Origin of the sequence: Pseudomonas sp. BS-2016, assembly GCF_001806145.1 — a bacterium.
Classification (GTDB): Bacteria; Pseudomonadota; Gammaproteobacteria; order Pseudomonadales; family Pseudomonadaceae; genus Aquipseudomonas; species Aquipseudomonas lundensis.
Genome location: NZ_MLCT01000013.1, coordinates 413,379 through 436,461 on the forward strand (window position 1 = coordinate 413,379; position 23,083 = coordinate 436,461).

Annotated in this window: 27 protein-coding genes; 10 read left to right on the top strand and 17 right to left on the bottom strand. The window is 59.7% G+C overall.

Annotated features, from left to right (window positions below; genetic code table 11):
- Positions 1-86: 86 nt before the first annotated feature.
- From BKD70_RS03900 to BKD70_RS03915, 4 genes are all read right to left on the bottom strand, one after another.
- Positions 87-1,340 (bottom strand): pitrilysin family protein, encoded by a 1,254-nt coding sequence (locus BKD70_RS03900; RefSeq protein WP_047278411.1) that lies wholly within the window; start codon positions 1,338-1,340, stop codon positions 87-89.
- A 186-nt stretch (positions 1,341-1,526) separates the two neighbouring features.
- A complete protein-coding gene (gene rsmD, locus BKD70_RS03905; protein WP_047278409.1) occupies positions 1,527-2,135 on the bottom strand; it encodes a 16S rRNA (guanine(966)-N(2))-methyltransferase RsmD in 609 nt (202 codons plus the stop codon).
- Positions 2,135-3,625: a pitrilysin family protein gene (locus tag BKD70_RS03910; RefSeq protein ID WP_047278407.1), complete on the bottom strand. Its 1,491-nt coding sequence runs from the start codon at positions 3,623-3,625 to the stop codon at positions 2,135-2,137. The genes rsmD and BKD70_RS03910 overlap by 1 nt, the downstream gene beginning before the upstream one ends.
- Complete coding sequence (locus tag BKD70_RS03915) at positions 3,618-4,973, bottom strand: pitrilysin family protein (protein WP_047278405.1); 1,356 nt, start codon at positions 4,971-4,973, stop codon at positions 3,618-3,620. The genes BKD70_RS03910 and BKD70_RS03915 overlap by 8 nt, the downstream gene beginning before the upstream one ends.
- A gap of 355 nt (positions 4,974-5,328) precedes the next feature.
- Here BKD70_RS03915 and ftsY point away from each other — a divergent pair, with 355 nt between their 5' ends.
- The 4 genes from ftsY to rpoH all read left to right on the top strand — a co-directional run bounded on the left by ftsY (position 5,329) and on the right by rpoH (position 9,452).
- A complete protein-coding gene (ftsY, locus tag BKD70_RS03920; protein ID WP_047278403.1) occupies positions 5,329-6,798 on the top strand; it encodes a signal recognition particle-docking protein FtsY in 1,470 nt (489 codons plus the stop codon).
- Complete coding sequence (ftsE, locus tag BKD70_RS03925; protein WP_047278401.1) at positions 6,795-7,466, top strand: cell division ATP-binding protein FtsE; 672 nt, start codon at positions 6,795-6,797, stop codon at positions 7,464-7,466. The genes ftsY and ftsE overlap by 4 nt, the downstream gene beginning before the upstream one ends.
- Complete coding sequence (gene ftsX, locus BKD70_RS03930) at positions 7,463-8,485, top strand: permease-like cell division protein FtsX (protein ID WP_047278399.1); 1,023 nt, start codon at positions 7,463-7,465, stop codon at positions 8,483-8,485. The genes ftsE and ftsX overlap by 4 nt, the downstream gene beginning before the upstream one ends.
- Positions 8,486-8,597: 112 nt before the next feature.
- Positions 8,598-9,452 carry an RNA polymerase sigma factor RpoH gene (gene rpoH / locus BKD70_RS03935; protein ID WP_047279197.1) on the top strand — a complete coding sequence of 285 codons (855 nt, stop codon included), beginning with the start codon at positions 8,598-8,600 and terminating at the stop codon, positions 9,450-9,452.
- A gap of 78 nt (positions 9,453-9,530) precedes the next feature.
- On the opposite strand, the gene mtgA is transcribed toward rpoH, so the two are convergent.
- Positions 9,531-10,286, bottom strand: coding sequence for a monofunctional biosynthetic peptidoglycan transglycosylase (gene mtgA / locus BKD70_RS03940; RefSeq protein ID WP_047278397.1), 756 nt, complete (start codon positions 10,284-10,286; stop codon positions 9,531-9,533).
- Between the two features lie 44 nt (positions 10,287-10,330).
- Here mtgA and BKD70_RS03945 point away from each other — a divergent pair, with 44 nt between their 5' ends.
- From BKD70_RS03945 to trmB, 4 genes are all read left to right on the top strand, one after another.
- Complete coding sequence (locus BKD70_RS03945; RefSeq protein WP_047278391.1) at positions 10,331-10,702, top strand: DUF423 domain-containing protein; 372 nt, start codon at positions 10,331-10,333, stop codon at positions 10,700-10,702.
- An 81-nt stretch (positions 10,703-10,783) separates the two neighbouring features.
- Positions 10,784-10,984, top strand: coding sequence for a sulfur carrier protein ThiS (thiS, locus tag BKD70_RS03950; RefSeq protein ID WP_047278389.1), 201 nt, complete (start codon positions 10,784-10,786; stop codon positions 10,982-10,984).
- 62 nt (positions 10,985-11,046) lie between these two features.
- A complete protein-coding gene (locus BKD70_RS03955) occupies positions 11,047-11,841 on the top strand; it encodes a thiazole synthase (RefSeq protein ID WP_047278387.1) in 795 nt (264 codons plus the stop codon).
- Between the two features lie 9 nt (positions 11,842-11,850).
- Positions 11,851-12,573, top strand: a complete 723-nt coding sequence (gene trmB / locus BKD70_RS03960; protein WP_047278385.1) for a tRNA (guanosine(46)-N7)-methyltransferase TrmB — start codon at positions 11,851-11,853, stop codon at positions 12,571-12,573.
- A 66-nt stretch (positions 12,574-12,639) separates the two neighbouring features.
- Here trmB and BKD70_RS03965 read toward each other — a convergent pair whose 3' ends face one another.
- The 11 genes from BKD70_RS03965 to BKD70_RS04015 all read right to left on the bottom strand — a co-directional run bounded on the left by BKD70_RS03965 (position 12,640) and on the right by BKD70_RS04015 (position 20,658).
- Entirely contained in the window at positions 12,640-13,611 is a 972-nt protein-coding gene (locus BKD70_RS03965) for an acyltransferase (protein WP_047278384.1), read from the bottom strand.
- A 98-nt stretch (positions 13,612-13,709) separates the two neighbouring features.
- Positions 13,710-14,033, bottom strand: a complete 324-nt coding sequence (locus BKD70_RS03970; protein ID WP_047278383.1) for a DUF3392 domain-containing protein — start codon at positions 14,031-14,033, stop codon at positions 13,710-13,712.
- Between the two features lie 9 nt (positions 14,034-14,042).
- Positions 14,043-15,257, bottom strand: coding sequence for a radical SAM family heme chaperone HemW (hemW, locus tag BKD70_RS03975; RefSeq protein WP_047278381.1), 1,215 nt, complete (start codon positions 15,255-15,257; stop codon positions 14,043-14,045).
- A complete protein-coding gene (gene rdgB, locus BKD70_RS03980) occupies positions 15,254-15,850 on the bottom strand; it encodes an RdgB/HAM1 family non-canonical purine NTP pyrophosphatase (RefSeq protein ID WP_047278379.1) in 597 nt (198 codons plus the stop codon). The genes hemW and rdgB overlap by 4 nt, the downstream gene beginning before the upstream one ends.
- Positions 15,847-16,284 carry a DUF4426 domain-containing protein gene (locus tag BKD70_RS03985; protein ID WP_047278376.1) on the bottom strand — a complete coding sequence of 146 codons (438 nt, stop codon included), beginning with the start codon at positions 16,282-16,284 and terminating at the stop codon, positions 15,847-15,849. The genes rdgB and BKD70_RS03985 overlap by 4 nt, the downstream gene beginning before the upstream one ends.
- Before the next feature lie 25 nt (positions 16,285-16,309).
- Positions 16,310-16,930 carry a methionine biosynthesis protein MetW gene (gene metW, locus BKD70_RS03990; protein ID WP_047278374.1) on the bottom strand — a complete coding sequence of 207 codons (621 nt, stop codon included), beginning with the start codon at positions 16,928-16,930 and terminating at the stop codon, positions 16,310-16,312.
- 7 nt (positions 16,931-16,937) lie between these two features.
- On the bottom strand, positions 16,938-18,077 hold the full coding sequence (locus BKD70_RS03995) for a homoserine O-acetyltransferase (protein WP_047278370.1): 1,140 nt from the start codon (positions 18,075-18,077) through the stop codon (positions 16,938-16,940).
- 148 nt (positions 18,078-18,225) lie between these two features.
- Complete coding sequence (locus BKD70_RS04000; protein ID WP_047278368.1) at positions 18,226-18,522, bottom strand: DUF167 domain-containing protein; 297 nt, start codon at positions 18,520-18,522, stop codon at positions 18,226-18,228.
- Positions 18,522-19,109 carry a YggT family protein gene (locus tag BKD70_RS04005; protein ID WP_047278365.1) on the bottom strand — a complete coding sequence of 196 codons (588 nt, stop codon included), beginning with the start codon at positions 19,107-19,109 and terminating at the stop codon, positions 18,522-18,524. The genes BKD70_RS04000 and BKD70_RS04005 overlap by 1 nt, the downstream gene beginning before the upstream one ends.
- Before the next feature lie 11 nt (positions 19,110-19,120).
- The gene (gene proC, locus BKD70_RS04010; protein WP_047278363.1) at positions 19,121-19,939 is read right to left on the bottom strand and encodes a pyrroline-5-carboxylate reductase; all 819 of its coding nucleotides are present in this window, start codon (positions 19,937-19,939) and stop codon (positions 19,121-19,123) included.
- Positions 19,940-19,971: 32 nt separating this feature from the next.
- Positions 19,972-20,658, bottom strand: coding sequence for a YggS family pyridoxal phosphate-dependent enzyme (locus BKD70_RS04015; protein WP_047278361.1), 687 nt, complete (start codon positions 20,656-20,658; stop codon positions 19,972-19,974).
- A 57-nt stretch (positions 20,659-20,715) separates the two neighbouring features.
- Between BKD70_RS04015 and BKD70_RS04020 the strand changes: the two genes are divergently transcribed.
- Positions 20,716-21,711, top strand: a complete 996-nt coding sequence (locus tag BKD70_RS04020; RefSeq protein ID WP_047278359.1) for a type IV pilus twitching motility protein PilT — start codon at positions 20,716-20,718, stop codon at positions 21,709-21,711.
- Between the two features lie 41 nt (positions 21,712-21,752).
- Here the strand turns inward: BKD70_RS04020 and BKD70_RS04025 are convergent, their stop codons facing one another.
- A complete protein-coding gene (locus BKD70_RS04025; RefSeq protein WP_047278357.1) occupies positions 21,753-22,400 on the bottom strand; it encodes a C40 family peptidase in 648 nt (215 codons plus the stop codon).
- A gap of 252 nt (positions 22,401-22,652) precedes the next feature.
- On the opposite strand from BKD70_RS04025, the gene BKD70_RS04030 reads away from it, so the two are divergent.
- Positions 22,653-23,069 carry a TM2 domain-containing protein gene (locus BKD70_RS04030; protein WP_047278349.1) on the top strand — a complete coding sequence of 139 codons (417 nt, stop codon included), beginning with the start codon at positions 22,653-22,655 and terminating at the stop codon, positions 23,067-23,069.
- Positions 23,070-23,083 lie beyond the last annotated feature (14 nt).

A 23,083-nucleotide genomic window follows, 5' to 3' on the forward strand; every position in this document is an offset into this window, starting at 1 on the left:
AGTGTTCTGTTTGTAGGTCAGAACAGGGTGGATCAACCCGAAGGCAGCAAGGCGGTATATAGGTAGCGCGCCTTACTCAAGGGGGGTCAAGGGGTGCGCGGCAGGATATGCGCCACACTCAAGCGTTCCGGTGTGAAGTACGTGTTGGCCACACGCAGGATGTCCTCGGCCGTGATGCTGCGGATCTGTTGGGCTTCGTCATCGATCAGCGTCCAGGGTTGACCGATGGCAAGCAGGTTGCCGATCACCGAAGCCTGCATTTCCAGGGTGTCCAGATCGTTAAGGTAGGCCAGGGCCTGATGTCGGCCGTAGCACAGCGTGTCTGTATCCAGCGCCTGATTTTTGAGTGTTTCCAGCAGTTGCTTTATTTCCAGCTCAACGTGATCGATAGACGCCGAGGTGTGTTCGCCGAGGGTGGCGCTGATCAGGAACAGATCATCTTTTAGGCGATAGCCCGGAAAGCGGCTGATCGCGCTGCTCAGGGTTTGCGCGCCACCGGACAACTTGCCCGGTAGCCAGGCCTGCGGGCCTCTGGTCAGCAAGGCGCTGATGACTTGCAACGCGCGCAGGTCGCGTGTGTCTTCAACGGTGGCCAGCCCAGGGGTGTTGAAGGCCAGTTGCAGGCGCGGCCTCGGGGTATCGAGGTATTGAGTGAGCCTGCGTTCATCGCCAAGGGGCTGGCTGGCAGGCTGTTCTATGGGAGTAAAGCCATTGAAACGCGGAACACCGCCAAACATGCGCTGGACCAAAGGTTGAATCTCTTCAAGGGTGGTATCGCCTGCCACGACCAGAATCGAATTGTTGGGCGCGTAGCCTTCTTCATGCCAGCGCAGTACATCCGCGACCGTCATGCGCTCAAGGTGGTCGATGTTTGCGAATTTGTAGACCTTGCCGGCCGCGGGGAAAATCAGCTGTTCGAATTCAGGGCTGATCCAGTGATCCGAGGTGAAGTACGGCTCGCTCAGTTCCAGTTCTCGGGTGCGCAGGAGGCCTTTGTTGAGGCGCTCCTGGGTCAGTACGGGGGTTGCCATCCTGCCCGCCAGCAATTGCAGAACCGTTTGCAGTCCGGTTCGCGGCGCTTCTAGGCTGTAAGTGCTGAGGTGGTAATCGAGCCAGCCGTTGGCAACGGCGCCGATTGTCTTCTCCAGCGCTTTGTCTTTGAAGGTGGCGCCACCCGCCAGATAGGCCAGACCGCGCTGGTCCGGGCGTTCATGGTCGGTGCCGACTTTGTGGAACAACGAGGCGCAGATAGCCTCGGTGCGGTGATCCTGGCGCACAACGACGTGCAGGCCGTTGTCCAGTGTGTAGGCGTAAGTCGGTTTTTCAGTGGTAGGGCTCATGGTTCACATTCCGTTGTTTGGATAACGCCGATCGGTGCAGATGCGCACGTAAGGAGAGCGATCGGGTCGAGCAAACAGAATGCGTGGTTGCCGGGCAGGCGGGGCGGTACATAGATAGGGCAGTTGCAGGTGACATGCAGCCGTTGCCGCCATGGACGGCAGCGACTGCACAGAGGTCAGCGGCGCTTATTGTTCAGCAGGCACCTGAGGCGCTTCACGCTGCCACAGGGCGTAGTTCACGCCCCCGGCTTTTTGTTCGCGGTGCAAGCGCCAGTTGGCAGGTAAGCCCAGTTCAGAAGGACGGACCTCGCTCTCGGTGTAGACCCAGGCCTCGTCTGCCAGCCAGCCGCGCTGTTCCAGCAGGTCGCAGGCAGGCTTGAGCAGGTCCTTGTGGAACGGCGGGTCGAGGAAGACCACGTCAAACGTGTCGCCGGGGGCGGCATCCAGATAACGCAGGGCGTCAGTTTGCTGCACCTGGCCTACGGTGCACCGCAGGATGCCCATGTTCTCGCGGATGTTGGAAATCGCATCGCGATTGCTGTCCAGTGCCACGCCCTTGGCGGCCCCACGGGACATGGCTTCGAGGAACAGTGCGCCGCTGCCGGCAAACACGTCCAGGACCTTGGCGCCGCCGATGTAGGGCGCGAGCCAGTTGAACAGGGTTTCACGTACACGGTCGGGTGTAGGCCGCAGGCCTTCTACGTGGGGGAAGTCGAGCTTGCGGCTGCGCCATTCCCCGCCAATGATGCGTAACTGACCCGCACCCGAGTGCGATGTGTTTTTGGGCTTTGCCATTAATGCTCCGGAACCCCAAGAGGTTGCTCTGAAGGTTTATCGGTTGGAGGCGGCAGTGGTTTTTGCGGCACGGTTGGGCCGGCGGTCACCACGACCATTTTGTCGGCGCTCAGGTGCTTGTTCATGGCGGCCTTGACCTGCTCGGTGGTCAGGTTCTGGGACTGCTGCATGAAGGTTTCGAGATAGTCCAAAGGCAAATCGTAGAAGCCCATCGCGCCCAGTTGGCCGACGATGGCCGCGTTGCTGGCAGTGGACAGCGGGAAGCTGCCGGCCAGTTCACGTTTGGCATCGTCGAGTTCTTTTTGCGTCGGACCTTCTTTGAGGTAGTCAGCGAGGATGTCCTGCACCAGCTTGAGCGTGCCTTCGCTCAGCTCTGCGCGGGTTTGCAGGTTGATCAGGAACGGACCGCGAGCCTGCATCGGGCTGAAGTTGGAGTACACGCCGTAGGTCAGGCCGCGTTTCTCGCGCACTTGCGTCATCAGGCGCGTACCGAAACCGCCACCGCCGAGTACCTGATTGCCCAGCGACAACGCGGCGTAGTCAGGGTCGTCGCGGTCAATGCCCAATTGCGACAGCAGCAAGTGAGTTTGCTTGGACGGGAACTCGATGTGGGTTGCACCCGGCTTGGGCTCGGTCGGCTGCACGGTTTTTGGCAGCGCAGGGCCTTTGGGCAGTGCGGCCGATACTTGGGCGGCCATGGCTTGGGCCTCTTCGCGCGACAGGTCGCCGACGATTGCGATCACGGCGTTGCCCGCCGTATAAGCCTTGTTGTGGAAGGCTTTGAGCTGGTCGACGGTAATTGACGTCACGGTTTGAGCATTGCCGTCGCTGGCGTGAGCATACGGGTGATTGCCGTACAGGCGCTTGAACAGCTCATCGCTGGCCAGTTTGCCGGGGTTTTGCTTCTGGAATTCAAAGCTGGCCAGCAGTTGGTTTTTGATGCGGGCCAACGAGTCGGCCGGGAAGGTCGGTTGGCCAATCACTTCAGCAAACAGGTTTAACGCAGGCGCGCGTTTGGCCGGGTCGCTCAGGCTGCGCAGGGAGGCCACGGCCATGTCGCGATAGGCACCATTGCCGAACTCGGCTCCCAGGCCCTCAAAACCCTGGGCGATGGCGCCGACATCTTTACCGGCAACGCCTTCATTGAGCATGGCATTGGTCAGCAAGGCCAGTCCTGGAGTGTTGTCGTCCTGACTGCTGCCGGCGGCGAAGGTCACGCGCAGGTCGAACATCGGCAACTGGCGGGCTTCAACAAACAGGACTTTGGAGCCTTCGGCGGTTTTCCAGGTTTGAACATTCATGGCGCGGTGGCTGGGGGCCTTGCCGTCCAGTTCTGCCAGCGACTCCAGCGTGTGCTCGGTCTTGGCGTTTTCCAGTGCCGGGCTGGCTACGGACTCAGCCGGGCTGGCGAAATAGTAGCCGAGTGCGCCGACCAGAACAGCGGCGGTCAGGCCGAGCAGGGCGTAGCGGGGACCTTTACGCTCACTCATGGGTTTTCTCCTCGGGCAGTACGTGCGCAACGCTCAGACGGTCGCGAGTGAAATAGGTGCGGGCGGCTTGCTGGATGTCGGCCGGGGTGACTTTTTGCAGGTCTTGCAGCTCGGTGTCCATCAGCTTCCAGGACAAACCGACTGTTTCAAGCTGACCGATGGACGTGGCTTGCGAGGTGATCGAGTCACGTTCGTAGACCAGACCGGCGATCACTTGAGCGCGAACGCGTTCCAGTTCTTCAGGCGTGGGCGGCGTCTTTTTCAGGTCGTCGAGCAAACGCCACAGGCCCGCTTCGGCTTGAGCCATCGTGACCTTCTTCTGGCTGTTGGGCATGGCGCTGAGCAGGAACAGGCTGTCGCCCCGGGTGAACGCGTCATAGCTTGACGATGCGCCGGAGACCAGTTCTTCACCGCGCTCCAGTTGAGTGGGCATGCGCGCACTGTAGCCGCCGTCCAGCAGGGCCGAGATCAGGCGCAGGGCGTTGGCCGTGACCGGGTCTTTGGCGGTGGACACGCTCGGCACGTTAAAGCCCATCATCAGGCTCGGGAGTTGGGTCTGCACATGAACCTTGAGCAGGCGCTCGCCGGGGGTCGGCAGTTCAAGCGGGGCCTTGGCGATCGGTACTTCACGCTTGACCACCGGGCCGAAATAACGCTGGGCCAACGCTTTGACTTCGTCCGGGGTGACGTCCCCGACCACCACCAGCGTGGCGTTGTTCGGTGCATACCACTCTTCGTACCACGCGCGCAGCTCGGCAACGCTCATGCGCTCCAGGTCGACCATCCAGCCGATGGTCGGGGTGTGGTAGCCGCTGGACGGGTAGGCCATGGCGCTGAACAGTTCGTAGGCTTTGCTCATCGGTTGGTCATCGGTGCGCAGACGGCGCTCTTCCTTGATGACTTCGATCTCGCGTTTGAACTCTTCGGGCGGCAGACGCAGGCTGGCCATGCGGTCGGCTTCCAGCTCAAAGGCCACACCCAGACGGTCGCGGGCCAGAACCTGGTAATACGCGGTGTAGTCGTCGCTGGTGAAGGCGTTTTCCTGTGCGCCGAGGTCGCGCAGGATCAACGAGGCTTCGCCGGGCCCCACCTTGTTGCTGCCTTTGAACATCATGTGTTCAAGGGCATGGGACAGGCCGGTCTTGCCAGGTGTCTCGTAACTGGAGCCCACCTTGTACCAGACCTGCGACACCACGACCGGCGCGCGGTGGTCTTCGCGGACGATGACTTTAAGGCCATTGTCCAGACGGAACTCATGGGTGGGTTGCGGCTCGGCTGCCAAGGCCGAAAGTGGAAGGCAAACTGTGCTGAGCAACAGGCCAGCAGCGCGGCGGGCTAGAGCATTCATTCGTTTTTAAACCTGTAGGGCTGCCCGCTTGGCCTTAGCGTCTGCGGGTGAGGAGGTGCTAGGATACTGATCCGTTTTACTGGCGGCCACGCCTATCAGGCCTTTGACGATCAGACGACGTTTGATCGGGCAGTATAGGAGCCCGCTTGGAAGTGTGGATGTATCCCGGTAAATTTCGCTTTTTTGCCGATTTTCCCGATCCAGTTCCGAGTAAAGACGAAGTTTCGCAGGTGTTTTTTACCCTGCGACTAAGTTGTGTGCGAACGAGCTGACAAAAATACAGTCTTTTTCACACCGAATATTATTTGCCGGGGCGCCACAGTGGCGCTTCGCTACGATGAGATAGCCGTCCTCCATGTTTGGTTCCAACGACGACAAGAAGAACCCAGCCAAGGCTGGCGAGAAAAAAGGCCTGTTCGGATGGCTGCGCAGAAAGCCGCAGGAAGCCGTCGTTGAACAGCCGGCTGCGACCCCCGAGCCAGCGCCCGAGACCTTGATCGACGCCGCGCCCGTGATCGTGGCGCCCACCCCTGAAGAAGTGGTGTTGATCGAGCCTGCTGTCGAGCCGCAGACGGCCGCTGAGCCATGGCCGCCTTTGCCCGTCCCGGAAGAGCCGGTGGCGTTGGTCGAGGACGTGCAAGCGCCGCATATCGTGCCGCCGATTCCGGCGCCGGAAATCGAGGTGGTCGCAGAACCTGTGATCGCCACGCCACCTGTGGTCGAAGTGCTTGAGCACATCGAGCCTGTGATTGAACCAGCCCCTGCCCCGGTCATTGAACCGGTGGCCGAGCCCGTGGTGGTTGCGCCTCAACCGGTGCCTGCTCCGGTCGTTGAAACGCCGCCTGCGGTGATTGAGGCTCCGGCTCCCAAGGCCGAACCTGCTCCCGAAGCCAAAACCGGTTTCTTTGCCCGTCTCAAGCAAGGTCTGTCGAAAACCAGTGCCAGCATCGGCGAGGGCATGGCCAGCCTGTTCCTGGGCAAAAAGGCCATCGATGACGACCTGCTCGAAGAAATCGAAACCCGCTTGCTGACGGCAGATGTGGGTGTCGAAGCCACGTCGGTGATCATCAAGAACTTGACGCAAAAAGTGGCGCGCAAGCAATTGACTGATGCCGACGCTTTGTACAAATCCTTGCAGGACGAGCTGGCGGCGATGCTCAAGCCGGTTGAACAGCCGCTGAAAATCGAATCGCAAAACAAGCCGTTCGTGATTCTGGTGGTCGGCGTGAATGGGGCGGGTAAAACCACCACCATCGGCAAACTGGCGAAAAAACTGCAACTTGAAGGCAAGAAAGTCATGCTCGCTGCGGGCGATACTTTCCGCGCTGCGGCGGTGGAGCAATTGCAAGTGTGGGGCGAGCGCAACCACATCCCCGTGATTGCGCAGCACACCGGTGCCGACTCCGCCTCGGTGATCTTCGACGCCGTACAAGCGGCCAAGGCCCGCGGGATTGACGTGCTGATCGCGGACACGGCCGGGCGTCTGCACACCAAAGACAACTTGATGGAAGAACTGAAAAAGGTTCGCCGCGTGATCGGCAAGCTCGACGAAGACGCGCCGCACGAAGTGCTGCTGGTGCTCGACGCCGGTACTGGCCAAAACGCCATCAGTCAGGCCAAACAATTCAATCAGACGGTCGCGCTGACCGGCTTGGCGCTGACTAAGCTGGACGGTACGGCCAAAGGTGGCGTGATCTTCGCCCTGGCCAAGCAATTCGGCATCCCGATCCGCTTTATTGGTGTCGGTGAAGGCATTGATGATTTGCGCACGTTTGAATCCGAACCCTTTGTTCAGGCTCTGTTTGCGGAGCGGGAGCGTCCATGATTCGTTTCGAGCAGGTCGGTAAACGCTATCCAAATGGACATGTGGGCCTGCACGAGCTGAGCTTTCGGGTCCGCCGTGGCGAATTCCTTTTTGTCACGGGCCATTCTGGCGCGGGCAAAAGTACGTTGTTGCGCCTGTTGCTGGCCATGGAACGCCCCACCAGCGGCAAGTTGCTGCTGGCCGGGCAAGACCTGAGCCAGATCAGCAACGCGCAAATCCCGTTTTTGCGGCGTCAGATCGGCGTGGTGTTCCAGAACCACCAGTTGCTGTTTGATCGCACCGTGTTCAATAACGTCGCCTTGCCGTTGCAGATTCAAGGGCTGTCCAAGGCCGAAATCGTCAAGCGTGTTGATTCGGCGCTGGAGCGGGTATCGCTCTCGGATAAAACCGACCTGTACCCCGGCGACTTGTCCACGGGCCAGCAACAACGCGTGGGTATTGCCCGCGCCATCGTGCATCGCCCAGCATTGCTCCTGGCCGATGAACCCACCGGCAACCTCGACCCGCGTCTGGCGGCGGAAATCATGGGCGTATTTGAAGACATCAACCGGTTGGGCACCAGCGTACTGATTGCCAGCCACGACCTGGCACTGATCGCCCGCATGCGTCATCGCATGTTGACCTTGCAGCGCGGGCGATTGATCGGCGACGGGGAGGCCGGGCAATGAGTGCAACACGCAGCCCCAAGGTATCGGAGCGCGTTGCGCCCAAGGCCGCTGAACCGCAGCCACCGAAGAAAAAGCACGATGAAGACGACGGCCCGACGTTTGGCATGTTGTTTCACGCCTGGATCGACGCGCACCGCGCCAGTTTGCTCGACAGCCTGCGGCGTTTGGGCAAGCAGCCGATTGGCAGCTTTTTTACCTGCCTGGTGATGGCCGTGGCGCTGAGCTTGCCCATGGGCTTGTCGTTGTTGCTTAACAACGTGGAACGCCTGGGAGGCTCGTGGCAGCGCGCAGCACAGATTTCGGTGTACTTGCAGATGGACGCCACGGGCGATCAGGGCGAGCAACTGAGCAATCAGATAAAAGGTATGGCCGGTGTCGCGCAGGCTGAGTTCATCAGCCGCGAACAAGCCCTTGAAGAGTTCCAACAGCAGTCAGGGCTGGGCGAAGCGCTCAAGGAGCTGCCGGACAACCCGTTGCCGGGCGTGGTCCTGGTAACGCCGAATGAGGTAGATAAAGCCACCCTTGAGGCCCTTCGCGAGCGACTTTCCGAGTTGCCGAAAGTGCAACAGGCGCAACTTGATCTAGTCTGGGTTGAGCGTCTGGCGGCCATCCTCAAATTGGGTGACCGTTTTGTGTTCGGTTTGACGGTGCTGCTGGTCTCGGCCCTGTTGCTGGTGATCGGTAATACGATTCGGCTGCATATCGAGAACCGCAGAGTCGAGATTGAGGTCACCAAGCTGGTCGGCGGTACTGATAGCTATGTGCGTAGGCCGTTTCTATACATGGGCGCGCTTTATGGCTTTGGTGCCGGTGTACTTTCGTGGGGCGTTCTGGCGTTCGGTCTGAACTGGCTCAATGACGCGGTTGTCGGGCTGGCCGGTCTTTATGGCAGCGATTTTGCCCTCGCGGGCGTGCCTGTTGCCGACGGTCTGTCGCTCTTGCTTGGCGCGGTACTGTTAGGGTATATCGGTGCATGGATTGCGGTAGCACGGCATTTACGTGAGCTTTCACCCAAGTAGTTTCATTTTTACCTGTTGACCTTTTCAGCTTATGTGGGAACTTTTTTTGTGGTTCCCGGTCAATTTTCGCAGTGCTGAACTGCACGAGTTATGTGAGTCGGAGGTTTTTCGTATGACCACTTCTTTGCAACCTGCGTATGCGTTGGTCCCTGGTGCGAACCTTGAGGCCTACGTAAACACCGTGAACAGCATTCCTCTGCTGACGCCGGAGCAGGAGCGTGAACTGGCCGAGAGTCTCTATTATGAGCAGGATCTTGAGGCGGCTCGGCAGATGGTGCTCGCCCACCTGCGTTTTGTCGTACACATCGCTCGTAGTTATTCGGGCTATGGCCTGGCACAGGCCGACCTGATCCAGGAAGGCAATGTTGGCCTGATGAAAGCGGTCAAACGCTTCAACCCTGAAATGGGTGTGCGTCTGGTGTCGTTCGCTGTGCACTGGATCAAGGCTGAAATTCACGAGTTCATCCTGCGCAACTGGCGGATCGTGAAAGTGGCGACCACCAAGGCGCAGCGCAAACTGTTCTTCAACCTGCGCAGCCAGAAAAAACGGCTGGCCTGGCTGAACAACGACGAAGTACATCGCGTGGCTGAGAGCCTTGGCGTTGAACCGCGCGAAGTACGTGAGATGGAAAGCCGGTTGACCGGCCATGACATGGCGTTCGACCCGGCTGCTGAAGCGGACGATGACAGTGCGTTCCAGTCGCCAGCCAACTATCTGGAAGACCACCGCTACGACCCTGCGCGTCAATTGGAAGATGCTGACTGGACCGATAACTCCACCAGCAACCTGCATGAAGCGCTGGAAGTGCTGGACGAACGCAGCCGCGACATTCTCTATCAGCGCTGGTTGGCTGAAGAGAAAGCCACGCTGCATGACCTGGCACAGAAGTACAACGTGTCTGCCGAGCGTATTCGTCAGCTGGAAAAAAGCGCGATGAACAAGCTCAAACTGTCGATTGCCGCCTAAATCGGTCGACAAAAAAACGCCCCGCTGAGTCGGGGCGTTTTTGTATGTGCATCACGCTGAAGTGCCGAGAGTCAGTGCCTACAAGGCCCACGGCGCCTGGCGTGAGTTGTTCAGGGTGTCCAGATAACTGTCCCCGCCCAATTGACGCATTTGCTGGCGTATCCAGGCCGCACGCGTGCTCACATACGCAGACGGGCGACCGGCGCTCCAGTTGCGCGGGTTCGGCAATACCGCGGCCAATTGGCTGGCCTGCTGACGGCTCAACCGGGCAGCACTCACGCCAAAATGATGTTGCGCGGCCGCTTCGGCGCCAAACACGCCGTCATCCCACTCGGCGCTATTGAGGTAGACCTCCAGAATGCGTTGCTTGGGCCACAACACTTCAATCAGCCCCGTGAACCAGGCTTCCAGCCCTTTGCGCAGCCAACTGCGGCCCGACCACAAAAACAGGTTTTTAGCGACTTGCTGACTGAGGGTGCTGGCCCCGCGCAATGTGCCGCCCCGCTCGTTGTGTACGAACGCGGCGCGAATGGCACTCAGGTCAAAGCCCCAATGCTCGGCAAATTTCTGATCCTCGCCGGCAATGACGGCGACTTTCAAATCATTGGAGATCTCGTCCCATGGCCGCCAGCTGCGTTGCAGGTCGATGGGCTGGCCGTCGAACCACGATTCAACCTTGCGCTCCACCATCAGCGCGGTGCCTGGCGGTGGCACCCAGCGGAAAATCAGCACCAGCACGGCACTGCCGGCAGCGAACCATAGCAGGGCTTTGAACAATCGATGAACCAGTAAACGCAGCATAGATGGCTTGGCCGAACCCGTTGAGCGGGCCATTATACAGACCCTACGCCATTCGATGACCTTACGGGAGTGCCCCCATGCTGCGCGTTTTTCTGATGCTGGCTGCGTTTTTTGGCTTTACCGGTGTGGCGCTTGGCGCCTTTGCAGCCCACGGCTTGAAAAGCCGTTTGAGCGAACAGTATCTGGCTGTTTTTCATACAGGCGTCACCTATCAACTGGTTCACACCTTGGCTCTGCTGGGCGTGGCGCTGCTTGCCACCCAGCTGCAAAGCCGCTTGGTGACGTGGGCAGGCGTGTGTTTCGCCGTGGGGATCGTGCTGTTCTCCGGCAGCTTGTACCTGCTGACGATGAGCGGTATTGCCAAGCTGGGGATGATCACCCCGATTGGCGGCGTGGCTTTTTTGGCGGGCTGGTTGTGCTTGGGACTGGCCGCCTGGCGCCTGAGCTGAGGGCGCAAGATGAATGGCTTGGGTCGACCTGACGGATCGGGCTAGAATGCTGGCCCCCTAAAAATGAAGGCAGCGTCGAGCATGCGCATTCAGTTGAACGGTGAACCTTGTGAACTGCCGGACGGCGAGACCGTCGCAGGCCTTTTGGCGCTTCGGGAGTTGGCGGGCCGTCGGGTGGCGGTTGAGCTGAATCTGGACATCGTCCCGCGCAGCCAGCACGCAGACACGGTGCTCAAAGAGGGCGATCAGGTCGAAGTGGTTCACGCCATCGGTGGCGGCTAGGTTTCGGACCGAACGTTTACCCCCGCAGCGCCACTGAGAATTCATATTCAAGAGGTTTACCGATGAGCAATGTTCGCAGCGACAAGCCGTTTATCCTGGCCGGCCGTACGTACCAATCCCGTTTGCTGGTGGGCACGGGCAAATACCGCGACCTCGAAGAAACCCGTCTGGCCATTGAGGCCTCGGGTGCTGAAATCGTCACAGTCGCCGTGCGTCGCACCAACATCGGTCAGAACCCCGGCGAGCCGAACCTGCTCGATGTATTGCCGCCAGACCGTTACACCATCCTGCCGAACACGGCCGGTTGCTTTGACGCCATTGAAGCGGTGCGCACTTGCCGTCTGGCCCGTGAGCTGCTCGATGGCCATAACCTGGTCAAGCTTGAAGTGCTGGCCGACCAGAAAACCCTGTTCCCCAACGTGATCGAAACCCTCAAGGCCGCCGAAGTGCTGGTCAAGGAAGGTTTTGACGTGATGGTTTACACCAGTGATGACCCGATCATCGCCCGTGAGCTCGAAGCCATGGGCTGCGTGGCCGTGATGCCGTTGGCTGGCCTGATCGGCAGCGGTCTGGGCATCTGCAACCCGTACAACCTGCGGGTCATCCTTGAAGAAGCCAACATTCCGGTGCTGGTGGACGCGGGCGTGGGCACGGCCTCCGACGCGACAATCGCCATGGAAATGGGCTGCGAAGCGGTGCTGATGAACTCGGCCATCGCCAATGCCCAGCACCCGATCCTCATGGCCCAAGCCATGAAATACGCCATTGAGGCAGGTCGTCTGGCCTATCTGGCCGGGCGTATGCCGAAAAAACTCTATGCCAGCGCCTCCTCGCCGCTGGATGGTCTGATCAAGTAAGAGCCCCTGATGACTGAACCACTCGATACCCCAACCCCGGAAGAAGGCGAAGATCGCCAGCACCGTCGCATCAAGAGCTTTGTCATGCGCGCCGGGCGTATGACCGAAGGCCAGCAACGCGGCCTCGATCAAGGTGCGCCGCTGTACGTTTTGCCGCTGGCCGATGCGCCGGTCGATTTCGATCAGGTCTTTGGCCGCTCTGCACCGCGCACGCTGGAAATCGGCTTTGGCATGGGGCATTCCCTGCTGGAGATGGCAGCAGCGTCGCCGGAGCAGGATTTCATCGGGGTCGAAGTTCACCGTCCGGGCGTGGGCGCGTTGCTCAATGGCGTGCTGACCCAGGGCCTGACCAATCTGCGTGTCTACGATTGCGATGCCATCGAAGTCCTGACCTGCTGCGTCGCGGACAACAGCCTGGACCGTCTGCTGCTGTTCTTCCCGGACCCGTGGCACAAGAGCCGCCATCACAAGCGCCGCATCGTGCAGGCGTCTTTCGCGGAACTGGTGCGCTCCAAGCTCAAGGTCGGCGGTGTCTTGCACATGGCCACCGACTGGGAACCCTATGCCGAGTACATGCTTGAAGTCATGAACGTGGCACCGGGTTACCGCAATCTGGCCGAAGACGGCCGTTGCGTGCCGCGCCCTGCTGAGCGCCCGGTCACCAAGTTCGAACGCCGCGGCGAACGTCTTGGGCATGGCGTGTGGGACTTGAAGTTCGAAAAACTGGCCTGAGCCGTTTTTCAATGACTGGCCTCCGTTCGGGGGCCGGTTTCTTTAGGCGACGTCCGTCGCGTTGCATCACAGCACGAACCTGACGCGTTTGCTCAGCAGGATCAGCACCGGCGCGGCCGCCAGCGCCAGGGCGATGACCACCAGCGCCAGCAGGTTGCCGTACGCCATCCCCGCCGCCAGTGCCCCCAAAATAAACATTGGATGGATGTAATACACCGCCGAAGACACCTTGGCCGCCGTGTTGCGGGTGGACGCCCGAAAATACACGCACGCCAGCAAAAACAACGCGGGCGTGAGAACGGGCAACGAAAACATAAAGTCGAAATACACCTGCGGCTTGGCCCGCAGCGAGTAATTGATGTACGACTCGGCCAGCATCAGGGCTGTGCCCGCCACCAGCCAGCCCCACACCCATGGGCGTGTCACCTTTTGCGGGACCTGATGCCTGGCCAACACAAACCCCATGCACATGAACGGGAAACCCATGAACAGGAAGTTACGGGCGGCGTAGTCGTTTTGATTGAAGTGCTGCAGCAGGGGGTCGGGCAGAACGTAATAAACACGCGCATATTGCAATGTCAGCCCGATCGCATAGGCGATCAGGGCCAGCGTCATCAGCGTTGGAGTGGCCGAATTGCGCAGCGCATACAGGATCAGTCCACCGCCGAGCATGCCCACCAGATACCAGAGGTGGAAATAGCCGATCAGCAAAGACTTGATGATCCCGAGCACGCCTTTTAGAGAGCCCAGCGTCGCAGGGTCGACGTAAAACGGGCTGTAGACCAGCATCCAGAAGAGGTACATCCACAAACCGCGTTTGAACCACGTGCCGAACGAGTGGCCTTCGCTGAGGGTGTGGAACAGGTAATACCCGTTGATGATAAAGAAGACAGGGACCGCGACCCGAAACAGCCCATTGCCCAGCATGTAACCGATGGCCGTGTCATTACCGCCCAGAATCTTGCAGTGCAGCGCGACGACGGCTATCGCCAGCGCCACTTTCAGTGCATCGAGATTGCCATTTAAAAGCTTCGGCATGGGCAGTGCTCACGTATCAGGCGATACCCAAGCGTAGCCCACAATCGGCTGCTTTCTGCGTGGCCTTTATCCCCCCGGCCAGCACTTGCAGCTACAGGTTAGCGGCGATCAGCCACCACGCCGATCAGCACCAACACCACCAGCAACACCGGCGCCAGGCTGTAGTTGTTGAACTGACTCAGCCCGCGCTCGACCCACGGCGTGGCGTAGATCAGCGCTGCGCCGCTGCCGATCAGGCACAACAGCGCCATCAGCGGGACGCGCAAGGCGCCTGCAATGCTGCCCAGACGTTGCTCGACCCAGCCCTTGAAGTCAGCGCCAAACAGCACCAGCAAACAGCCAATCAATGCCAGGGAGATCTCCGAGAGGTGGCTGCGGCTCCAGCGCGATACCGTGGCAAGCAGGTCGAGTACCAAGTCCATTCGATTTCCTTACGTCAAAAAGTGCTGCAACAGGTCATTGAGAAACAGCTGGCCTCGGGCAGTCGCCGCCAGGCGTGTCGGTTCGACCTGCAATAAGCCACTTTGTTCGGCGGCTTCACGCCCGGCGTTCAAACTGTCGAGGGGTAAGCCGGTGCGCAGTGGATAAAGGGCTGAATCCACGCCGTCAGTCAGGCGCAAGGCGTTCATTAGAAACTCAAACGGCAGTTCTTCGGCAGTCAGAACTTTCTCGCCAGCCTGAAAGCTCTTCGCCGGATTTAGGTAATCTTTCGGTAGGCGGGTTTTCCAGGTGCGCACGATGCGGCCATCGGGATGGCTCAACTTGCCATGGGCACCGGCGCCAATGCCGATGAAGTCGCCAAAGCTCCAGTAGTTGAGGTTATGCCGCGCCGGTCGGCCGGGCAGGGCGTAGGCCGACACTTCGTACTGTGCGTAGCCGTGTTCGGCGAGCAGGGCTTGCCCCGCTTCCTGAATGTCCCACAGGGTGTCGTCTTCCGGCAGCGTCGGAGGCTGGTTCCAGAACACCGTGTTGGGTTCCAGCGTCAGTTGATACCACGACAGATGCGTCGGCTTGAGGGCGATGGCCTGGCGCAGGTCGCTCAGGGCGTCGTCCAGCGACTGATCGGGCAAACCGTGCATCAAGTCCAGGTTGAAGTTGTCAAACCCCGCCTGACGCGCCATGCCAGCGGCACGCACGGCTTCGTCGCCGTTGTGGATACGCCCCAGTGCCTTGAGCTTTTCTGGCTGAAAACTCTGGATACCAATGGACAGCCGATTGATCCCCAGCGCACGGTACGCGACGAACTTTTCCTGCTCGAACGTACCGGGGTTGGCTTCCAGCGTGATTTCGATATCGGCGGCAAACGCAATGCGTGCTTCAACGCCTTTGAGCAAACGGCCCAGCGCCGCGGCGCTGAACAGACTCGGCGTACCGCCGCCAAAGAAAATAGAACTCAGCTCGCGCCCATATGCCGCGTGCAGGTCCTGATCGAGATCGGCCAGCAGCGCGTCCACGTAGGCTTCTTCGGGCAGTTCCGGGCTGGCGGTATGGGAATTGAAATCGCAATACGGGCATTTGCGCACGCACCACGGAATGTGGATGTACAACGACAGCGGCGGCAGTTGCGTCAGGGGGGCGCGGGGCGCCTGCTGAGAAAAGCCAGCCGCACCGAGATAGAGCGGCTGAGGAGGTGTGTCGTGGGTCATTTCAGGCCCAGACGCTGACGCAGCAAAGCCATGGCGCGAGCGCGGTGGCTGAGCTGGTTTTTTTCCGCCGGGCTGAGCTCGGCGCTGGAGCAATTGCGTTCAGGCACCCAAAACAGCGGGTCGTAGCCAAAACCGTGCTCACCGCTGGCGGCAGGCAGAATGCGCCCGTGCCACAAGCCTTCGCAGATAATCGGCAGCGGGTCGTCAGCGTGGCGGACCAAAGCCAGGACGCAGACAAACTGCGCGCCGCGTTCGGCTTGCGGCACGTCTTTGAGGGCATCGAGCAATTTGGCGTTGTTCGCCGCATCGCCCTGGCCATCGGCATAGCGGGCAGAGTAAATGCCTGGCGCGCCGCCCAGAGCATCCACCGCCAGCCCCGAGTCGTCCGCCAATGCGGGCAGGCCGCAAATGCGCGATGCATGGCGGGCCTTAAGAATGGCGTTCTCGACAAACGACAAGCCGGTTTCTTCCGGCTCGACGCTGCTGAACTCTCCAATCGAGCGCAACTGCACCGACTCGCCGAGCATGGCCTGAAGTTCTTTGAGTTTGCCCGCGTTGTGGCTGGCGAGTACCAGTTGCGTGAAGTTCATCATTCGATTGGAGCGACCATTTGAGTAAATTCGATTGTTTCAGCGCGAGCGCCGCCCGCTTTTACATCCACCTTGAAGGTGAAGGTTTGCGGGCCTTTGACCGGGAACTGGGCCAGGTAATTGATCTCGCCACCTTTGCCGACTTGCCGGAAGCTCAGGCGCTTTGGCTTTTCATCCCCGGTTTTAACCGTGCCCTGCACATTGGCCGGTATATTTTTGCCCGCCTTGTTGACGGTGATGTTCAGCACGGCGTTGTTCTTGCTGCGCGAGACCTCAACCTGTTGGGCAATCTTAGGCGTCAGAAAAGTAGACGGGAACGCGTTGTAATACACCGTCATGTCGCCAAACGTCTGCTGCCGTTGGGCAGGATTCACGTCGGCCGCCATGGCCTGCGCGCCCAAACACATTGAAAGCAGTAGTAACCCAATACGACCCATGGTCTTTCTCCTTTGAGCGAACCTGTTAAACCGCGACGTTATGGTCCTGAAGGCCAGGACTGCTGACACGGTAAATGCCAATCTCGCCCAACAGGTTAGGCCATATCTTGCTGGCCCACCCGTGTCGATGTTGTTGATCCACGGCAAGGCGGTTGATGACACGCGCTTCACGCTCACGGCACAGCGCTTCGAAGTCTTCAAAGGTGCAGAAGTGAATGTTCGGCGTGTTGTACCAGGTGTACGGCAAAAACTCGGACACCGGCATGCGGCCTTTGCTGGCCAGGTACCAGCGGCAGCGCCAGTGGCCGAAGTTCGGGAAGGTGATGATGCATTGACGGCCGACCCGCAGCATTTCGTCGAGGATCCGGTCGGGGTAGTGCACGGCCTGCAATGCCTGGGTCATGACCACGATGTCGAAGCTGTTGCTGGCAAAGTTGCCCAGCCCTTTGTCGAGATCCTGCTCAATGACGTTAATGCCTTTGGCAACACATTCGGCAATGTTGTCCGGGTCGTTTTCCAGCCCGTAGCCGGTGACGTGCTTGTTGTCGCGCAGCCAGCTCAGCAGTTCGCCATTACCGCAACCGAGGTCGAGCACGCGGCTGCCAGCGGGGATCCAGTCTTGGATGATTTCCAGGTCGGCTCTCATGGCGTTCTCACAGTTCAATACGGTTCATGTAGTTGCTGAAGGCTTGCAGGTAGCGCGGGATCGGAATCAGAAAGGCGTCATGGCCCTGCGGCGCGTCGATCTCCAGGTAGCACACGTCTTTTTTGGCGGCCATCAACGCATCCACCAGCTCCCGCGAGCGGGCGGGCGAGAAGCGCCAGTCGGTGGTGAACGACATCACGCAAAAGCGTGCCTTGGCGCCCGCAAAGGTCTTGGCCAGGTCGTCATCGAAGTTCGCCGCCGGGTCGAAGTAGTCCAGCGCCTTGGTCATCAGCAAATAGGTGTTGGCATCGAAACGCCCGGAGAACTCTTCGCCCTGATAGCGCAAATAGCTCTCAACCTGAAACTCGACGCTGTGGAAGTCGTAGTTAAGGTTTTCGTTCTTCAGCCCGCGGCCGAATTTTTCGCCCATCGAGTCATCCGACAGGTACGTGATGTGGCCGACCATTCGCGCCAGCATCAGACCGCGTTTGGGGATGACGCCCTTTTCCTGAAACGACCCGCCATGGAACTCGGGGTCGGTGAGGATGGCCTGGCGCGCGACTTCGTTGAACGCGATGTTTTGCGCCGAGAGCTTCGGCGCCGAGGCGATGGCCAGACAATGGCGCAGACGGTCGGGGTAGCTGATGCTCCATTGCAATGCCTGCATCCCGCCAAGGCTGCCACCGATCACGGCGGCCCACTGCGAGATGCCCAGGCGGTCAGACAGACGCGCCTGGCTGTGCACCCAGTCTTCAACGGTCAGCACCGGGAACGACGCGCCAAACGGGCGGCCGGTGTCGGGGTCGATGCTGCTCGGGCCGGTCGAACCGTTGCAACCGCCGAGGTTGTTGAGGCTGACCACGAAGAATTTGCGGGTGTCGATGGGCTTGCCGGGGCCGATACAGCTGTCCCACCAGCCGGGCTTGCGGTCGTCGACGCTGTGATACCCGGCGGCGTGATGATGACCTGACAGCGCGTGGCAAATCAGCACGGCATTACTGGCCGACGCATTGAGCTGGCCGTAGGTTTCGTAAATCAGGTCATAGGCTGGCAGTGAGCGGCCGCAAGCAAGTGCCAGCGGTTCGCTGAAATGTGCAACGTGAGGCACAACCAGACCAACGGAATCGGGGGGAAAGGCAGCTGGCATCGACCCTGCTCTCATTTAAATGAGGCGTAAGTCTAATGAGCGGGGCAGCGAGCGGCAAGCAATGGTGCAAAACCCTTTGGTCGCGTTTGAAGGCTGTTCTGAAGGCCGTCGTACAGCCTGTCGCAGCCCGCGCAAACGGGAACAGACCCTAGAGGTCGGGACGGGTCAACCCGGGCAGCACCGGCAGTTTTTTGGGGCTGTGCAGGCGTACCCGTTTTTGCCGGTTGAGTTCGCCACTGATCAGGCTGACCTGACTTTTGGCGATGCCAAACGCCTTGGCCAGAAAAGCCATCAAATGGGCGTTGGCCTTGCCTTCGACCGGTGGGGCGGTGAGCCGGATTTTCAGGCGGTCACCGTGCAGGCCAGCGAACTCATCGCTGCTGGCCTTGGGTTGCAAATGACAATCGAGAATCAGGTCGTCACCGTCCCAGCGGAAATAACTCATCAGATCAGGCCGAACAGCTCAAGCGGCATACCGACGTACATGGCCAGTGGCGGGATCACGTAGCTCTGGATCAACTGGATGACCATGAACGCCAGGATCGGCGAGATGTCCAGGCCGCCCAGGTTCGGCAGGAAGCGACGGAACGGGGCCAGCGCCGGCTCGGTGATCTGGTTGACCAGCTCAGCGCCAGGGCTGGTGCTTCCCGGTGCCACCCACGACAGAATCACGCTGATGATCATGGCGAAGAAGAACACTTTCAGGAACAGTGCCGTCACGCCGATGATCGACCACAGCAGCAGCCCGAGGATGTTGAACGGGATATAGCTCAAGGTCAGCACGATGGCGAACACCACCATTTGCACCAGAATCGCCAGTACCAGCGACGACATGTCCAGGCCGAAAATGCTGGGAATCACGCGGCGCATGGGCTTGAGCAGGGTTTGCGTGGCCTTGACGATGAACTGGCAGATCGGGTTGTAGAAGTTGGCGCGTACCAGTTGCAGGATGAAACGCAACAGCACGACCAGCAAATACAGGCTGCCCAGGGTTTGAACCACAAAAATGGCAGCGCCATTAAGTCCTGACATCATTTGCTCCTTTATTGACCCAGTTGTTCGGCCAATTCGGCCGAGCGGTGCGCGGCGGCACTCAATGCTTTTTCGACCGTGGCTTCAAAACCACTGGCCTGGAATGACTTGATTGCAGCTTCGGTGGTGCCCGCGGGCGAGGTCACGCGACGACGCAATTCGGCCGCGTCGGCATCGCTGTCCACGGCCATGCAGGCGGCGCCCAGTGCTGTGTGCTCGGCCAGTTTCTCCGCGACGTCATGGCTCAGGCCCAACTTCACGCCCGCGTTGGTCATGGCTTCGATCAGCAGGAAGAAATACGCCGGGCCACTGCCCGATACCGCCGTCACGGCGTCGATCTGAGCTTCTTGCTCGACCCAGACCACAACGCCCACAGCGCTCAGCAGCTCATCGGCCAGCGCGCGTTGTGTTTGGGTGACCTGCTGAGTGGCGAACAGACCGCTGACCCCTTTGCCCAGCAGGGCAGGCGTGTTGGGCATGCAGCGCACCAGCGGCTGAGTGCCCAACCATTCCAGCAAACTGGAGGCGTTGATACCGGCAGCAATCGACACCACCAGTTGTTTGGGCTGAAGGTGCGGACGCAGGTCCTGGCACACAGCCTTCATCGCCTGTGGCTTGACTGCAATGACAATGACGTCAGCGTCCTGCACCGCTTTTTCGTTTTCAGCGAACACGTCGATACCGTGTTCGGCCGCTACCTTGGTGCGGGTGTCGGCGCCAGGGTCGCTGGCGCGGATCTGTGCAGCGTCGAACCCTTTGGCCAGCAGGCCGCCGATCAAGCTGGAAGCCATGTTGCCGGCTCCGATAAAGGCAATACGCGTCTTGCTCATGACCGATCCTTATAAGTGTGAGGCAAGCCTTTTCAGGCCTGACTGTAGTCGCGAGCGCCAAACAGTGCAGTACCGATCCGCACCCACGTGGCGCCTTGGGCAATGGCCGACTCAAGGTCGTGGCTCATGCCCATGGAAAGTGTGTCGAGGCCCATGTTCAGGCCCTCTTGCAATTCACGGACCTTCGCAAACGCGGCGTCCTGTTCGGCGCGCTCGTCGGTGGGCTCGGGAATCGCCATCAACCCGCGCAGTGTCAAGCGTGGCAAAGCGCTGATGGCGTGTGCCAGCGCGGGCAGGTCAGCCGGGGCACACCCGGACTTGCTGGCTTCGCCGCTGACGTTCACCTGAATGCAAATGTTCAACGGGGGCAGCCCGTCTGGCCGCTGCTCTGACAGACGTTGGGCAATTTTGAGGCGGTCTACGGAATGCACCCACGCAAAATGCTCAGCGATGTCACGCGTCTTGTTCGATTGAATGGGGCCGATGAAGTGCCAACACAAGGGCAGGTCAGCTAATTCGACCTGTTTGGCGCGAGCTTCCTGCAGATAATTTTCGCCAAAGTCGCGCAGCCCGGCGGCATAGGCGTCACGCAGCGCAGCGGCGGGTTTGGTCTTGCTGACCGCCAGTAAGCGAACGCTCGTTACATCGCGTTGCACAGCCAGTGCGGCCGCACGGATGCGCGCCTCAACCTGAGCAATGTTGTCAGCTATCGTGGACATTCAATTAAGCCCGCCGTGGTGAAAGTCTGCGGCATTCTACTGGAATTGGGAGGGGGGATGGATATCGCCGACCTGTTGGCTGTATGCGTGGCGCGCGGCGCATCGGACATGCACCTGTCTGCGGGCGTGGAGCCGCTGCTGCGCATTGATGGCGAGCTGCAGCGGTGCGAGCTGCCGAGCGTAAGTGCGCAGTGTGTACTCGAACTTATCCACAGCATGATGACCGCGTCGCAGCGCGAGGCGTTTGAAACAACCCTCGAAGCTGATTTTTCGTACACCGTGCCGGAGCTGGGGCGGTTTCGGGTGAATGCCTTCAGGCAACAGCATGGCCCCGCAGCGGTGTTGCGCCGTATTGGCGCCACGGTGCCGAGCCTGGCATCACTGGGTTTGGATCAAGTGCTGAGCCCGCTCTTTAACGTGCCTCATGGTCTGATCCTGATCACCGGCGCCACGGGTTCAGGCAAAACCACCACGCTGGCCGCCCTCATCGATCACCTCAACAGCACGCGTCAGCAACACATTCTGACCATTGAAGACCCGATTGAATTCGTTCACACCTCGCGACGCTGCCTGATCAATCAGCGCGAAGTCCACCGCGACACCCACGGTTTCGCCAACGCATTGCGCTCAGCGTTGCGTGAAGACCCGGACGTGATTGTGCTCGGTGAAATGCGCGACCTCGACAGTATCCGGTTGGCCCTGACCGCCGCAGAAACCGGGCACTTGGTGTTTGCCACGTTGCACACGCCCAGTGCGGCCAAGACCATTGACCGCATCGTCGATGTGTTTGCGGCCGAAGAGAAAGCCATGGTGCGGGCGATGCTGTCCGAATCACTGCAGGCAGTGGTGTCTCAGACGTTGCTCAAGAAAAAGGGCGGCGGGCGGGTGGCGGCACACGAAATCATGCTCGGTACGCCTGCGATCCGGAACCTGATACGGGAAAACAAAGTGGCGCAGATGGCGTCTGTCATCCAGACCGGCGCAGCGGTCGGCATGCAGACATTGGACCTGAGTGTGAAACGCTTGCAGGAGAGGGGAATCATCGACCTGTAACCGCCGAAGAGCAGCCTTGCGCTGCCCTTCAACGATGTCAGTTAGCGCTGCGCAACCCGCAGGTTGGTTTGCTCTTTGGGCAATACGCGCTTGGCGACTACGTAGTGGCTCTGCCAGTACGGCTTTTTCAGGGTGTCGATGGTCACCGACTTGCCGCGGCGTGGCGCGTGAATAAACCGGTCGTTGCCCAGGTAAATGGCCACGTGGTTGACCTTGCGGCTCTTGATGTTGAAAAACAGCAAGTCGCCGGGCTTCAAGTCTTTGCGATCGACTTTCTGGCCGTGGCCGCTGGCCATGGCGCTGGAGCTGCGGGGCAGATTGACCGCCGCCACATCGTTGAACGCGTATTTGACCAGCCCGCTGCAATCAAAGCCTTTACTTGGGCTGCTGCCGCCCCAACGATAAGGGGTGCCCAGCACGTTGACCGCACGGCTCAGTACGGTGCTGCTTTGCTTGTTGGCGGCGACCAGAGAAGCGGTCGCCATTTTGCCGGGGGCTTTGCGATGAACTTTACTGGAGGTCGCACGTGAGACGGTTTTGCTGTTAGAGGCTACAAACGGTGCACTCGCAGATGACTTTGCGGTGTATCCGGTGAAACCCGAAGGAAGACGTTGCTCACGGTTGGTGGCGTGGGCGGCCAGAGGCAGTAATAGGCAAATGGTTAGCCATGTCTTGAATAAAGGACGCATTCGGCAGGGCTCTATGTGGTTAAGCGCGCAACTTTATAACAGCTTTTTTGTCCTTTCTAAGGCCGTTTGTCGATTGGACCGGGGGGTCAAAAACCCTCAAGGTGGTGGCAAATTGTCACAGTGTGGCGATGCAGGCCTGATGGCATAAGGGTTTGCGCGAAAACCTGCAACAGACTATTACGTGTTGCGAGACAGTAAAAAAGTCACAAAAAAAGTGTAAATTTTTTTCTATCGACTCCCAAGGGGGCATTAATGAGCGGCTATCGAGACGATGTACAACACGATACCCACAGCAAGGTACTGGGTTATCTGCTGTGGATTTTTGGCTTTCTGGGGGCTCATCGTTTCTATTACGGCAAGCCGGTCACCGGAACCATCTGGTTCTTCACCCTGGGCTTGTTGGGCATTGGCTGGCTGATCGACTTGTTCCTGATCCCGAGCATGGACCGCGAAGCGGACTTGCGCTTTACATCGGGTAACACCGATTACAGCGTGGCGTGGATTCTGCTGACATTTTTGGGCGTGTTCGGCCTGCACCGCATGTACATGGGCAAATGGATCACCGGGATCATCTACCTGTTCACGGGCGGTTTGTTCCTGATCGGTGTCTTGTACGACTTCTGGACCTTGAATACCCAGATCTCGATCAAGAATGCCGAGCGCCGTTAAGCGCTAAAAAAACC

Coding starts and splice junctions, on each gene's coding strand:
- BKD70_RS03900 (WP_047278411.1), bottom strand. CDS start 1,340: ATGAGCCCTACCACTGAAAAACCGACTTACGCCTACACACTGGACAAC.
- rsmD (WP_047278409.1), bottom strand. CDS start 2,135: ATGGCAAAGCCCAAAAACACATCGCACTCGGGTGCGGGTCAGTTACGC.
- BKD70_RS03910 (WP_047278407.1), bottom strand. CDS start 3,625: ATGAGTGAGCGTAAAGGTCCCCGCTACGCCCTGCTCGGCCTGACCGCC.
- BKD70_RS03915 (WP_047278405.1), bottom strand. CDS start 4,973: ATGAATGCTCTAGCCCGCCGCGCTGCTGGCCTGTTGCTCAGCACAGTT.
- ftsY (WP_047278403.1), top strand. CDS start 5,329: ATGTTTGGTTCCAACGACGACAAGAAGAACCCAGCCAAGGCTGGCGAG.
- ftsE (WP_047278401.1), top strand. CDS start 6,795: ATGATTCGTTTCGAGCAGGTCGGTAAACGCTATCCAAATGGACATGTG.
- ftsX (WP_047278399.1), top strand. CDS start 7,463: ATGAGTGCAACACGCAGCCCCAAGGTATCGGAGCGCGTTGCGCCCAAG.
- rpoH (WP_047279197.1), top strand. CDS start 8,598: ATGACCACTTCTTTGCAACCTGCGTATGCGTTGGTCCCTGGTGCGAAC.
- mtgA (WP_047278397.1), bottom strand. CDS start 10,286: ATGGCCCGCTCAACGGGTTCGGCCAAGCCATCTATGCTGCGTTTACTG.
- BKD70_RS03945 (WP_047278391.1), top strand. CDS start 10,331: ATGCTGCGCGTTTTTCTGATGCTGGCTGCGTTTTTTGGCTTTACCGGT.
- thiS (WP_047278389.1), top strand. CDS start 10,784: ATGCGCATTCAGTTGAACGGTGAACCTTGTGAACTGCCGGACGGCGAG.
- BKD70_RS03955 (WP_047278387.1), top strand. CDS start 11,047: ATGAGCAATGTTCGCAGCGACAAGCCGTTTATCCTGGCCGGCCGTACG.
- trmB (WP_047278385.1), top strand. CDS start 11,851: ATGACTGAACCACTCGATACCCCAACCCCGGAAGAAGGCGAAGATCGC.
- BKD70_RS03965 (WP_047278384.1), bottom strand. CDS start 13,611: ATGCCGAAGCTTTTAAATGGCAATCTCGATGCACTGAAAGTGGCGCTG.
- BKD70_RS03970 (WP_047278383.1), bottom strand. CDS start 14,033: ATGGACTTGGTACTCGACCTGCTTGCCACGGTATCGCGCTGGAGCCGC.
- hemW (WP_047278381.1), bottom strand. CDS start 15,257: ATGACCCACGACACACCTCCTCAGCCGCTCTATCTCGGTGCGGCTGGC.
- rdgB (WP_047278379.1), bottom strand. CDS start 15,850: ATGATGAACTTCACGCAACTGGTACTCGCCAGCCACAACGCGGGCAAA.
- BKD70_RS03985 (WP_047278376.1), bottom strand. CDS start 16,284: ATGGGTCGTATTGGGTTACTACTGCTTTCAATGTGTTTGGGCGCGCAG.
- metW (WP_047278374.1), bottom strand. CDS start 16,930: ATGAGAGCCGACCTGGAAATCATCCAAGACTGGATCCCCGCTGGCAGC.
- BKD70_RS03995 (WP_047278370.1), bottom strand. CDS start 18,077: ATGCCAGCTGCCTTTCCCCCCGATTCCGTTGGTCTGGTTGTGCCTCAC.
- BKD70_RS04000 (WP_047278368.1), bottom strand. CDS start 18,522: ATGAGTTATTTCCGCTGGGACGGTGACGACCTGATTCTCGATTGTCAT.
- BKD70_RS04005 (WP_047278365.1), bottom strand. CDS start 19,109: ATGTCAGGACTTAATGGCGCTGCCATTTTTGTGGTTCAAACCCTGGGC.
- proC (WP_047278363.1), bottom strand. CDS start 19,939: ATGAGCAAGACGCGTATTGCCTTTATCGGAGCCGGCAACATGGCTTCC.
- BKD70_RS04015 (WP_047278361.1), bottom strand. CDS start 20,658: ATGTCCACGATAGCTGACAACATTGCTCAGGTTGAGGCGCGCATCCGT.
- BKD70_RS04020 (WP_047278359.1), top strand. CDS start 20,716: ATGGATATCGCCGACCTGTTGGCTGTATGCGTGGCGCGCGGCGCATCG.
- BKD70_RS04025 (WP_047278357.1), bottom strand. CDS start 22,400: ATGCGTCCTTTATTCAAGACATGGCTAACCATTTGCCTATTACTGCCT.
- BKD70_RS04030 (WP_047278349.1), top strand. CDS start 22,653: ATGAGCGGCTATCGAGACGATGTACAACACGATACCCACAGCAAGGTA.